Origin of the sequence: Rhodococcus sp. NPDC047139, assembly GCF_040643435.1 — a bacterium.
GTDB lineage: Bacteria > Actinomycetota > Actinomycetes > Mycobacteriales > Mycobacteriaceae > Rhodococcus.
On record NZ_JBEYUH010000022.1, the window covers coordinates 23,157 to 35,389 of the forward strand.

General features: G+C 67.4%; 12 protein-coding genes. 8 read left to right on the plus strand and 4 right to left on the minus strand.

Annotated features, from left to right (window positions below):
- Positions 1–259: 259 nt before the first annotated feature.
- Together ABZ789_RS20915 and ABZ789_RS20920 are read right to left on the minus strand one after the other, a co-directional pair.
- Complete coding sequence (locus ABZ789_RS20915) at positions 260–892, minus strand: ATP-binding protein (protein WP_358427966.1); 633 nt, start codon at positions 890–892, stop codon at positions 260–262.
- A 237-nt stretch (positions 893–1,129) separates the two neighbouring features.
- The gene (locus tag ABZ789_RS20920) at positions 1,130–1,489 is read right to left on the minus strand and encodes a hypothetical protein (protein WP_358427969.1); all 360 of its coding nucleotides are present in this window, start codon (positions 1,487–1,489) and stop codon (positions 1,130–1,132) included.
- Between the two features lie 73 nt (positions 1,490–1,562).
- Between ABZ789_RS20920 and ABZ789_RS20925 the strand changes: the two genes are divergently transcribed.
- The gene (locus ABZ789_RS20925; RefSeq protein ID WP_358427972.1) at positions 1,563–1,970 is read left to right on the plus strand and encodes a hypothetical protein; all 408 of its coding nucleotides are present in this window, start codon (positions 1,563–1,565) and stop codon (positions 1,968–1,970) included.
- A gap of 316 nt (positions 1,971–2,286) precedes the next feature.
- Here ABZ789_RS20925 and ABZ789_RS20930 read toward each other — a convergent pair whose 3' ends face one another.
- Positions 2,287–2,976: an MBL fold metallo-hydrolase gene (locus tag ABZ789_RS20930; RefSeq protein ID WP_358427975.1), complete on the minus strand. Its 690-nt coding sequence runs from the start codon at positions 2,974–2,976 to the stop codon at positions 2,287–2,289.
- Positions 2,977–3,119: 143 nt separating this feature from the next.
- Between ABZ789_RS20930 and uvrA the strand changes: the two genes are divergently transcribed.
- The gene (gene uvrA, locus ABZ789_RS20935; RefSeq protein WP_358427978.1) at positions 3,120–6,122 is read left to right on the plus strand and encodes an excinuclease ABC subunit UvrA; all 3,003 of its coding nucleotides are present in this window, start codon (positions 3,120–3,122) and stop codon (positions 6,120–6,122) included.
- Between the two features lie 99 nt (positions 6,123–6,221).
- Positions 6,222–8,027, plus strand: coding sequence for a pyruvate kinase (locus tag ABZ789_RS20940; protein WP_358427981.1), 1,806 nt, complete (start codon positions 6,222–6,224; stop codon positions 8,025–8,027).
- A gap of 31 nt (positions 8,028–8,058) precedes the next feature.
- Here the strand turns inward: ABZ789_RS20940 and ABZ789_RS20945 are convergent, their stop codons facing one another.
- Positions 8,059–8,424 (minus strand): DUF1844 domain-containing protein, encoded by a 366-nt coding sequence (locus tag ABZ789_RS20945; protein WP_358428059.1) that lies wholly within the window; start codon positions 8,422–8,424, stop codon positions 8,059–8,061.
- Between the two features lie 318 nt (positions 8,425–8,742).
- On the opposite strand from ABZ789_RS20945, the gene infC reads away from it, so the two are divergent.
- From infC to pheS, 5 genes are all read left to right on the plus strand, one after another.
- Positions 8,743–9,456, plus strand: a complete 714-nt coding sequence (gene infC, locus ABZ789_RS20950; protein WP_358427984.1) for a translation initiation factor IF-3 — start codon at positions 8,743–8,745, stop codon at positions 9,454–9,456.
- A gap of 70 nt (positions 9,457–9,526) precedes the next feature.
- A complete protein-coding gene (gene rpmI / locus ABZ789_RS20955; RefSeq protein WP_006553978.1) occupies positions 9,527–9,721 on the plus strand; it encodes a 50S ribosomal protein L35 in 195 nt (64 codons plus the stop codon).
- A gap of 66 nt (positions 9,722–9,787) precedes the next feature.
- Positions 9,788–10,168, plus strand: a complete 381-nt coding sequence (rplT, locus tag ABZ789_RS20960; protein ID WP_006553977.1) for a 50S ribosomal protein L20 — start codon at positions 9,788–9,790, stop codon at positions 10,166–10,168.
- 38 nt (positions 10,169–10,206) lie between these two features.
- Positions 10,207–11,019, plus strand: coding sequence for an RNA methyltransferase (locus tag ABZ789_RS20965; protein ID WP_358427989.1), 813 nt, complete (start codon positions 10,207–10,209; stop codon positions 11,017–11,019).
- Between the two features lie 86 nt (positions 11,020–11,105).
- Positions 11,106–12,176, plus strand: coding sequence for a phenylalanine--tRNA ligase subunit alpha (gene pheS, locus ABZ789_RS20970; RefSeq protein WP_358427992.1), 1,071 nt, complete (start codon positions 11,106–11,108; stop codon positions 12,174–12,176).
- Positions 12,177–12,233 lie beyond the last annotated feature (57 nt).

The following is a 12,233-nucleotide window of genomic DNA, read 5'->3' on the forward strand; positions in this document are numbered from 1 at the left end:
GAAACGCGCAAACCGGCTCACACACGAGTTGGACGAGCGCTCACCGGATCCGATTCTGATCGAAACCGTGCAGCGGAAGATTCTGCAGCCCGGTGACTTTCGCTGCTCGGATCCGGTCCTCACGCCGAGCCCGACGCCGGTGTCGCAGTTGTGGATCCGGAAGTTGCCCGCGGCGGGTGTCGATCACGCAACTGAATGGGAAACGAGTAACGCCGAACTGAGGCGGGCGGTAGCTCGACGAGGAGTTCCTCGCTGGTCTTCATCTCGAGCCCGTGACTCTTTCACCGCGGCTGCAGGATGAATCGGTCGATCGGGAGCCCAGCCGAGACACTGTCCGGGTACGACCATTTGTCGTTATTTGTCGTTGTGGGTACGACCTCATGAGTCGGTCGCTGGGCCCGTTGATGGTCAGCACGTCGCAGTGGTGCAGCAGTCGGTCCAAGATGGCGGTGGCGAGAACATCGTCGCCGAGGACCGAGCCCCACTCGGTAAATGATTTGTTGCTGGTGACGATCGTCGCGCCTTCTCGTATCGGCGGCTGATCAACTGGAAGACTCCCCCAAGCACTGCGTGCAGGGAGGTGCCCCATGTTGGCTTCCTCCCGGTCGAGTGGCAGGTAGCCGACTTCGTCGATCACCAGCAGTGACAGGCGCATCAGGCTGCCCAGCTGCTTGGGAAACCGCCCGACCGCATCGGCGGCTTTGAGCTTGCGGATCAGGTCGTCGAGGGTGGTGAAGTAGATCGAGTACCCGGCCTGACATGCCGCGACAGCCAACGCCGCCGTTTCCCGGCTGGCGATCTCGTCCTCGCACAGGGCTTGGAGGAATTCAGTTACGTGACGGACGAACCCCTCAACCTGGGGAAATACATGACCGCTGATACCAGGCGGCAAACGATGCTGGACGCCCGGCAGGACACCCAGGACGGCGCAGGCATGATGCTTCAGGTTCAGAAGATCACCGATGCGTTGCGCTCGAACGTCTCTCGATCGATGCGGATGGAGATCCTCCGCAAACTTGAGGGTTGGCGTGGTGCTGCGTCGACAAGGCGTGAGTCGGTGTGGGAGGCGAGTCAGCGGTGGGGCGCTGCACCGATCGTTTGCGGTAAGCCAGGGCGAAGAACGACCTGTTCAGGTACTGATGACGTCGCGCCAGTGCTGGTACACGTCCGTACGTTCGGAACTCGGATTGCCCCAGAAGGCTGACCCCACCTCGCCGGTCGACTGGGAGACGACGAGCGCAGCCAGCGAGGGCTCGCGGCGGCGTCTGCAGTCTTCGGACAACAGGTCGAGTACGCGCCCCAGTCCGTTCGTTGCATGAGGCAGTTCCAAAGCCTTGATGAGGGCCGAATAGTGGATGGTGCCGCCGGACAGGGCGATGCCGATCAGCAAGGGGCGTAGTTCCGTCAAAGTGACTACGTCGAGGTCGGTAACTGTCAGCGTTCGTCCCTTCGGGGCGATCTTCTCACCGAGCTGTAGGTGGAGGCGCATAGCGCGATCATTCCCGACCCGAAGCGCTGACGCCAGCTAACGAAAGTCCATGGCCGCGTAGTCTTCTTCCGATATGACAGCACCCGGAAGTCAACAGGACATCGTCACCACCCTCGTCGCGGTCCATGCGCAGTACCCCAGCGTCGAGGGCGGCTGCTTCTACGACGAGGTGCTGCTCGAGGTCCCGGCTGGGGCCGAACGGGACGGGTCGATCGGGAAGGGTGACGTCGGCGCGCTGCTGCTGTGGAAGCGGCTGAACCTGAGCACGGTTTGGAGCCGCGATCTGAACGAGTGGCCCGACCGGAAGGTGCGGGCGGTCACCGCCCGAGGCGTTCGTGCTCGCCAGGAACACCGACCGAAGCGTTCCAGAGGCCGCGGGAGCGACGCGGTCCGCATTGCTCAAGCTGCCGGGGTGTCAGTGTGCTGGGTGTCGCAGGCTACGGCTCGTGCCGAGCGCCGTCCGGCCCGATCCAAGCGCTGATCCTGTCCCCGTGGTCTGCAATCGCACACCACGCTGTCTTTGGTGGGCCGTAACCGAGGCCGTTCCAGTGCCCCTCACCGGTCGAGAACCAGGTGTCCTGCTCGAACGACGAGAGGGACGTCAGGGCCGTCGTATCCCTCCAACGGACGTTCACGTCCATCAGCTCGACGGCCCATCCGGACATGTCCGCATCCGCAGGGTCGACGATGACGTACCTCGTCCCGTCGACGTCCGAGCACAGGGTGAAGGGTGGCAGATCGCCGTTGGGTTGTGAGGCCACGTAGTCCCTAACATTGCCGGTCCCATATGGGACCGATCACCAGCCGCGCTCGCGCCACTCGCCGAGATGTGGCCGCTCGGCGCCGAGGGTCGAGTCCTTGCCGTGCCCGGGATAGAAGATCGTCTCGTCGTCGAACCGATCGAAGATCTTGGACTCGACGTCGCCGAGCAGGGAGCGGAAGGCATCGTCGTCGGGCGTCTTGCCGACCCCGCCGGGGAACAGCGAGTCGCCGGTGAAGATGTGCGTGCGGCCGGTGCCCTGTTCCGTCAGGACCAGCGCCACCGAACCCGGGGTGTGCCCTGCGAGGTGGATCACCTCGAGATTCAGCTCACCGATCTGCACGCTGTCGCCCTCGGCCAGGATGCGGTCCGGCTTCACCGGCAGGGGGCCGGCGTCGAGCTCGTGCGCCGCCGTGGGGACACCGGTCGCCGCAGCGACCTGCTCGAGGCCCTGCCAGTGATCCCAGTGCTGGTGGGTGGTCACGATCAGCTCGAGCTTCGGCGCGTTGTCGCGGAGGAACTGCACGAGACGCTCGGGTTCGTTTGCGGCGTCGATGAACACGGAACTGCCGGTCGCGTCGTCGGTGACGAGATAGGTGTTGTTGTTCATCTCCCCGACGGCGAGTTTGACGATGCTCGCTCCGGGAATCCTTCGGCGTTGTGCGGGTCCGCCGGGAGTCACGTCGCCGGTGTAGCTGTCCTCGATGATCACGGGCTGCTGCGTCATGGCGCCAAAACTACCGTTGCGGCGCCGTTCGCGAGTAGCCACCGCAGTGGTGCCCGTGGATCCGCACACCCGGAACGTGTCGGTACCCGCGCCTACCATGGTCGAGGGCCGAACTCCGGCCTTGTCTACAGGAAGGATGTGGCGTGGCAGACCGCCTGATCGTGCGAGGAGCCCGGGAGCACAACCTGCGTGGTGTCGACCTGGATCTGCCGCGCGACAGTCTGATCGTCTTCACCGGATTGTCGGGTTCGGGCAAGTCGAGCCTCGCGTTCGACACCATCTTCGCCGAGGGCCAGCGCCGCTACGTCGAGTCGCTGTCGGCCTACGCCCGCCAGTTCCTCGGGCAGATGGACAAGCCGGACGTCGACTTCATCGAGGGCCTCTCGCCCGCGGTGTCGATCGACCAGAAGTCCACCAACCGCAACCCGCGGTCCACCGTCGGCACGATCACCGAGGTCTACGACTACCTCCGTCTGCTCTACGCGCGCGCCGGTACCCCGCACTGCCCGGTGTGCGGTGAGCAGATCTCCCGGCAGACGCCGCAGCAGATCGTCGATCAGGTGCTCGAGATGGAGGCCGGCGCCCGATTCCAGGTCCTCGCACCCGTCGTCCGCACCCGCAAGGGCGAGTTCGTCGACCTGTTCGAGCAGCTGACCATTCAGGGCTACTCCCGCGTGCGCGTCGACGGCGTCGTGTACCCGCTGTCCGATCCGCCGAAGCTGAAGAAGCAGGAGAAGCACGACATCGAGGTCGTCGTCGACCGACTCGCCGTCAAAGCCAGTGCGCAGCAACGCCTCACAGATTCCATCGAGACCGCGCTCCGGCTCGCCGAGGGCGTCGTCGTGCTCGACTTCGTCGATCGCGAGGAGGATGCGCCCGACCGCGAACGCAGGTTCTCCGAGACCCTCGCGTGTCCCAACGCGCATCCGCTGTCCATCGACGAACTCGAACCGCGGTCGTTCTCGTTCAACTCGCCCTACGGCGCATGTCCCGAATGCGCGGGCCTCGGCGTGCGCAAGGAGGTCGACCCCGACCTCGTCGTGCCCGACCCCGATCTGAGCCTGGCCGACGGTGCGATCGCACCGTGGTCGATGGGACAGAGCGCCGAGTACTTCGGCCGGTTGCTGTCCGGTCTGGCCGACGTCATGGGCTTCGACATCGACACACCCTGGCGGAAACTGCCCGCCAAGGTGCGCAAGGCCGTGCTCGAAGGCAGCACCGAGCAGGTGCACGTGCGGTACAAGAATCGCTACGGCCGCGTGCGCTCGTATTACGCCGAGTTCGAAGGCGTCATGCCGTTCCTGCACCGCCGCCTCGACCAGTCCGAGTCCGACCAGGCCAAGGAGCGTTACGAGGGTTACATGCGGGAGATCCCCTGCCCGGCCTGCGACGGCGCCCGGCTGCGCCCGGAGATCCTCGCCGTGACGGTGTCCGCGGGCGAGTTCGGGTCCATGTCCATCGCCGAGGTCAGCGATCTGTCGATCGCCGAGTGCGCCCGCTTCCTCGACGGCCTCGTCCTCGGCACGCGGGAAGCGGCAATCGCCGGCCAGGTCCTCAAGGAGATCCAGGCGCGCCTCGGTTTTCTGCTCGATGTCGGCCTCGACTACCTGACCCTGTCGCGTGCCGCGGGCACGCTGTCCGGCGGTGAAGCACAGCGCATCCGTCTCGCCACACAGATCGGTTCCGGTCTCGTCGGCGTGCTGTACGTGCTCGACGAACCGTCGATCGGTCTGCACCAGCGCGACAATCGTCGCCTCATCGACACCCTCACGCGTCTACGCGATCTCGGCAACACACTCATCGTCGTCGAACACGACGAAGACACCGTGCGTGCCTCCGACTGGGTGGTCGACATCGGACCGCGGGCGGGTGAGCACGGCGGGAACGTCGTCCACAGCGGCACCTACAAGGAACTGCTCGACAACCCCGACTCGCTCACCGGCGCGTATCTGTCCGGACGCGAGGAGATCGCGATCCCTGACGTTCGCAGGCAGGTGGAGAAGGGGCGGCAGGTCACCGTCGTCGGAGCCCGTGAGAACAACCTGCGGGAGATCGACGTCTCCTTCCCGCTCGGGGTCCTCACCTGTGTCACCGGGGTTTCCGGTTCGGGTAAGTCCACCCTCGTCAATGACATCCTCGCCACCGTGATGGCCAACAAGCTCAACGGCGCGCGGCAGGTGCCGGGCCGTCACACCCGCATCAACGGACTCGACCAGCTCGACAAGCTCGTGCGGGTCGACCAGTCGCCGATCGGCCGCACGCCGCGGTCGAATCCCGCGACCTACACCGGTGTGTTCGACAAGATCCGCACCCTGTTCGCCTCCACCACCGAGGCGAAGGTACGCGGCTACCAGCCGGGCCGGTTCTCGTTCAACGTCAAGGGCGGGCGGTGCGAGGCGTGCTCGGGTGACGGCACGTTGAAGATCGAGATGAACTTCCTTCCCGACGTGTATGTGCCGTGCGAGGTGTGCCACGGTGCCCGCTACAACCGCGAGACGCTCGAGGTGCACTACAAGGGCAAGACGATCGCCGAGGTGCTCGACATGTCGATCGAGGAGGCCGCCGAGTTCTTCAAGCCGGTCACCTCCATCCACCGCTATCTCAACACCCTGGTGGAGGTCGGCCTCGGATACGTCCGTCTCGGCCAGCCGGCGACCACCCTGTCCGGTGGTGAGGCGCAACGCGTCAAGCTCGCCGCCGAACTGCAGAAGCGCTCCAACGGCCGCACCGCGTACATCCTCGACGAACCCACCACCGGCCTGCACTTCGACGACATCCGCAAGCTGCTCGGAGTCATCAACGGTCTGGTCGACAAGGGCAACACCGTCATCGTCATCGAGCACAATCTCGACGTCATCAAGACCGCCGACTGGATCATCGACATGGGGCCGGAAGGCGGTTCGGGCGGCGGCACCGTGGTCGCGCAGGGCACGCCGGAAGATGTGGTCGCGGTGGAGGAGAGCTACACCGGTCGTTTCCTCGCCGAGGTCCTCGACAGCCGGGCTGCCGAATCCACCCCCGCTCCCGCGCGGAAGCGCGCTGTGAAATCGGCTGCGACGAAGTCGAGTGCCACGGCAGCGGGTACGGCGAAATCCACCAAGACCGCGGCGAAGACCTCTCGGAAGAAGGTGGCGGCGGCCGGCTGATCGCCGGACCGGCACCCGAGCCCCGGGGCGGATCGGGTGCCGGTAGGTCGTCGATCTGCTGTAACAGTCCCGCTACCCGGCGGGCCTATCGTGGATTTCGTGACCGACCTGTCTGCGATCGCCCGCTCGCTCGACGACCTGCGCGAGAGCCTCGTCGCGGCAGCGGCCGCCGACGACCGATGGACCCGTGCACATCCGGTCCATCGCGGCTCGGCCGAGAACCTCGCCCACTACGTCGCGTTGCGGCATAACGACATCCGTTCGCTGCAGAATGATCTCGCCTCGTGGGGACTGTCGTCGCTCGGTCGGGCCGAAGCGCACGTCCTCGCCTCTGTCGACGCGGTGTGCCATGCGGTGGCGAGTCTCGCCGACCTGCCCGAGAACCCTTCTCCTCCACCTCCGGTGGACTTCGACGACGGTGAGCGCCTGCTCGAACGCAACGCGGAGGCCCTGCTCGGCGCTGCCGCCGGGGACCGGCGGACCCGGATCATGGTGACGCTCCCGTCCGAGGCGGCCGACGACGGTGCGGTCGTCGCGGGGGTGGTCGCCGCCGGTGCCGAACTCGTGCGGATCAACTGTGCCCACGACGATCCGGACGCGTGGGAGCGGATGATCGCCCACGTGCGGCGTGCCGAGCGTGTCCACGGTCGGCGGGTGACGGTGACGATGGATCTGGCCGGACCGAAACTGCGTACCGGCGCAATCGTTCCGGGGCCCGCCGTGGTGAAACTCAAGCCGACCCGGGATGCTTTGGGGCGCACGGTTCGTCCCGTGCAGGCGCGCCTGGTGCACCCGGCGGCCGACGGTGTTGCGCCGGCTTCGGACGCTCCACCCGCGATTCCCGTGACCGATGCGGCGTGGCTGGGCCGGCGACGTCGAGGCGACCGGATCGTCTTCGCCGACAGTCGTGGCTCGAAGCGGGTGTTCGTCGTGGTCGACACCGGATCGGCGGTCACGGTCGACCTCGCGGACACCGCCTATCTCGTGCCCGGCACGCCGCTGCGGGTGGGGGAGGACGTCACCGAGGTCGGGAACCTTCCCACACGCCGTCGTGCTATGACATTGAGGATCGGCGACGAGCTCGTGCTCGACCGGCACACGGCCCCGGCCGATCCCGATGCCGAAACCCTTCGAATCGGATGCACTCTGCCGCAGGTCTTCGAGGACACCTGTGTCGGTCATCGGATCTTCTTCGACGACGGCCGCATCGGGGGAGTGGTCGAGAGCGCCGGACCCGACGCTCTGCGGGTGCGCATCACCGATGCGGACCTCGGGGGCAGCAAGCTTCGTGCGGAGAAGGGCATCAACCTGCCCGATACCGACCTGCAGTTGTCGGCACTCACCGACGACGATCTCCGGGATCTGCCGTTCGTCGTGGATCACGCCGATGCAGTGAGCCTGTCGTTCGTGCGCTCCGCCGACGATGTGACACTGCTGCAGGACCGGCTCGCCGAACTCGGAGGGGAGCACCTCGGAGTGATCTTGAAGGTGGAGACCGTCTCGGGGTTCGAGAATCTCCCTGCCGTCCTGTTCGCGGCCATGTATTCGCCGCGGGTCGGCGTGATGATCGCGCGTGGCGACCTCGCCGTGGAAGCGGGCTACGGCCGCCTCGCCGAGGTGCAGGAGGAGATCCTGTGGGTGTGCGAGGCCGCGCACGTGCCGGTGATCTGGGCGACGCAGGTGCTCGACCGGCTCGCCCGCACCGGCCGGCCGTCCCGCGCCGAGATCACCGATGCCGCGGCGTCGGGTCGCGCCGAATGCGTGATGCTCAACAAGGGGCCGCACGTCGATCTCGCCGTGCGCTTCCTCGATGACGTGCTGCACCGGATGAGCGAACATCAGCGGAAGAAGGATTCGCTGTTGCGGCGGCTGCGGTCGTGGGACGAACCCCCTGCCGCCCGCTGACCACCCGGTGGGTGGTCGGCGGGCGCCGAACTCAGTAGACCGGGCCGGTGTACTTCTCGCCCGGGCCCTTGCCGGGCTCGTCGGGCACCGCGGACGCCTCGCGGAAGGCTCGCTGCAGCGCCTGCAGGCCCTCGCGCAGCGGGCCCGCGTGCGGGCCGAGATACTCGACCGACGAGGTGATCAGCCCGGCGAGGGCGGTGATCACCCGGCGGGCCTCGTCGAGGTCGCGTCGTTCGCTGGTGTCGGGATCCGGATCGGCGAGACCGAGCTTCTCGGCCGCCGAGCTCATGAGCATCACGGCGGCGCGGCTGATCACCTCGACAGCCGGGATGTCGGCGAGGTCGCGCACATCCTGCGCCGCAGCGTCCTGGTCGGGGGTCTCGGGAGCATCCGTCATAGGGTCGAGCATAGGGTCGTGCCCTTCCTCCCCGGCCGCGCGGGTGAGCAACAGCAGCGCCGATTCGTCGTAGACATGCATTTTTGTTAGACTCGTTCCCACGACCGCCCGCGGTGCACTTTCCGTGGGCAGCAAAGTGGAGTCCGACTCCCACCTCTGGCGGCACATCGATGCAGCTCAGGGGTCCGGTCCTCCGGGTACATGTGCCACGGATGTCCGCCCTTCACGGGCGGTGCGGATCACGCAGCGTGAGCTGGGTGCCGTCGACCGGTCGGTATCGGACCCCGCGTGGAGCCTCGGCACCACTGCGGGGTTTTCTTGTCGAGGAATCGGGCCACGTGCTGCGGTGCGGTCAGACAGACCACACCGCTCTACTTAGGAGGCCCCATCAGCGCTGAGACCCGCATCAACGAACGCATCCGTGTTCCCGAGGTCCGACTCGTCGGACCGGGTGGTGAACAGGTCGGAATCGTGCGTGTTGAAGATGCCCTCCGCCTGGCATACGAAGCCGACCTCGACCTCGTCGAGGTGGCCCCCGACGCCCGGCCGCCGGTCTGCAAGATCATGGACTACGGCAAGTTCAAGTACGAAGCCGCGCAGAAGGCGCGCGAATCGCGCAAGAACCAGCAGCAGACCGTGATCAAGGAGCAGAAGCTCCGCCCGAAGATCGACGACCACGACTACGAGACCAAGAAGCGCAACGTCGTGCGCTTCCTCGAAGCCGGTTCGAAGGTCAAGGTCACCATCATGTTCCGTGGTCGCGAGCAGTCGCGTCCCGAACTCGGTTTCCGGTTGCTGCAGCGCCTCGGCGCCGATGTCGCCGAACTCGGGTTCATCGAGACCGCCCCGAAGCAGGACGGCCGGAACATGACGATGGTGCTGGCCCCGCACAAGGGTGCGAAGACCCGTGCGAAGGCGCAGGAAGCCGCGCAGGCGGCACCGGCGAAGTCCGCTCCGCGCCCGGCAGCCTCCGCCGCCCCGTCCGCGGAGTCCGCCCCGGCTCCCGAGACCGGCGACGCCCCGAGCAACTAGCCCGCTCAGGCAGCACATCCGGTGCTGTCGTGAGCACCGATGTACGCACACGACAAGAACTGAGGACTCCATGCCCAAGTCGAAGACCCACAGCGGCACCGCGAAGCGATTCAAGGTGTCCGGTAGCGGAAAGGTCCTGCGCCAGAAGGCGGGTCGCCGCCACCTGCTCGAGCACAAGTCCTCGCGGGTGACGCGTCGCCTCGACGGCAAGGCCGTCGTCGCCGACGCCGACGCCCCGCGCGTCAAGCGCATGCTCGGGCTCTGAGCCTCTCCGACCGATCCACCCCGGGGACGGACCTTTCGTCCCCCGAACTCTGACAGGACATAACCAGTGGCACGCGTGAAGAGGGCCGTCAACGCCCAGAAGAAGCGTCGTTCGATTCTCGAGGCCTCGAAGGGCTACCGCGGACAGCGCTCGCGCCTGTACCGCAAGGCCAAGGAGCAGCAGCTTCACTCGCTGACCTACGCCTACCGCGACCGTCGCGCCCGCAAGGGTGATTTCCGCAAGCTGTGGATCAGCCGCATCAACGCTGCTGCCCGCGCCAACGACATCACCTACAACCGCTTCATCCAGGGCCTCAAGGCCGCGGGTGTCGAGGTGGACCGCAAGATCCTCGCCGAGCTCGCCGTCTCCGACGCCGAGGCTTTCGCCGGTCTCGTCGCCGTCGCCAAGGCTGCACTGCCGGCCGACGTCAACGCTCCGGCTGCCTGAGTGCTGCCCTGAGCAACGACAACACCCAGGAACGACCCGTGGACACGCTCACCGAGCGCACACCGCGGGTCGTTTCTGCTGTGAAACTGCTCCGTACCGCCGAGCGGCGTAAGACCGGGCGGTTCCTCGCCGAGGGCGAGAACTCGGTCACCGAGGCGCTCGCCGCCGCGCGGGTGCACGAGCTGTTCGTCACCGAGGCCGCCGCCGTCCGGTACGCACCTCTCGTCGACGACGCCCGGCGCCGCGGCGTGCGGGTCGCGGTCGTCACCGAGCGTGCGGCCGCCCGCTTGTCCGACACCGTGACCCCGCCCGGCCTCGTCGCCGTGTGCGACACCCTCGACGTGCCGCTCGGTGAGGCCGTGACCGCACAGTCCCAGCTGGTCGCCGTGCCCGTCGCCGTCGCCGAACCCGGCAACGCCGGCACCCTCATCCGGGTATCCGACGCTGTCGGTGCCGACGCGGTGGTGCTCGCCGGTGACAGCGTCGACCCGCACAACGGCAAATGCGTCCGGTCGTCGGCGGGCAGCATCTTCCACCTGCCGGTCGCGCGCGAACGCGACACCGACCTGGTCCTCGCGACCCTCGCGGACGCCGGCGTGCAGATCCTCGCGACGGCCGCCGACGGCGAGGTCGACCTCGACGAGGCCGACGAACTACTCGCCGCGCCCACCGCGTGGCTGTTCGGCAACGAGGCACACGGACTCGACCCGGCGGTCGCGGCCCGCGCCGACCACCGCGTCCGCATCCCCATCCGCGGCCGCGCCGAATCGCTCAACCTCGCCACCGCCGCATCGATCTGCCTGTATGCGAGCGCGCGGGTGCAACACCGGGCCGCTCGGCCCATCACATAGGATTTCCCTGGGTGCGCCGCGGACTCCGGACCGGGCCGCACCTTCCGAGAACACCCCTTTCGTCCGAAGAAGGAGATGCACCGGTCGTGGCCAAGAAAGAGGGCGGCACCCCGCCGGCAGTCGATCCGAGCGCCCTGACCGAGGACGCGCTCACCGCCGCGGAGAAGTCCGCGATCGAGGCGTTCGCCGCTGCGGCCGACCTCGACGCACTCGCCCAGGCGAAGATCGACCACCTCGGCGACAAGGCGCCCATCTCCCTCGCCAAGCGTGCCCTCGGCACGCTGCCCGGCAACGAACGCGCCGACGCCGGCAAGCGGGTCAACGCGCACCGCACAGCCGTGCAGGCCGCCTTCGACGAGCGCAAGGCGGTGCTGCAGGCCGAACGCGACGCCGCCGTGCTCGTCGCCGAAGCCGTCGACGTCACCCTGCCCGCGACCCGCCGCCCGCTCGGCGCCCGTCACCCGATCTCGATCATCTCCGACGAGATCGCGGACGTCTTCGTCGCGATGGGCTGGGAGGTCGCCGAGGGCCCGGAGGTCGAGACCGAGCACTTCAACTTCGACGCCCTGAACTTCCTGCCCGACCACCCGGCGCGCACGATGCAGGACACCTTCCACATCGCCCCGGAGGGCTCGCGGCAGGTGCTGCGCACCCACACCTCGCCCGTGCAGGTGCGCACCATGCTGCACCGCGAGATCCCGATCTATGTGGTGTGCCCGGGCCGGACCTTCCGCACCGACGAACTCGACGCCACCCACACCCCGGTGTTCTCACAGGTCGAAGGTCTGGCCGTGGACAAGGGCCTGACCATGGCGCACCTGCGCGGCACCCTCGACGCGTTCGCGCGGGCGCTGTTCGGGCCGGAGACCCGCACCCGGATGCGACCGAACTATTTCCCCTTCACCGAACCGTCCGCCGAGGTGGACGTGTGGTTCCCCAACAAGAAGGGCGGTGCCGGCTGGGTCGAGTGGGGTGGCTGCGGCATGGTCAACCCCAACGTGCTGCGGGCGTCCGGCATCGATCCCGATGTCTACACCGGCTTCGCGTTCGGCATGGGTCTCGAACGCACCCTGCAGTTCCGCAACGGCATCCCCGACATGCGCGACATCGTCGAGGGCGACGTGCGCTTCACCCTGCCGTTCGGCGTGCAGGGCTGACCGGCCACCCCTCGATTCCGACCCACCGACCGACGACCGAACGAAAGAGCTGAGCAC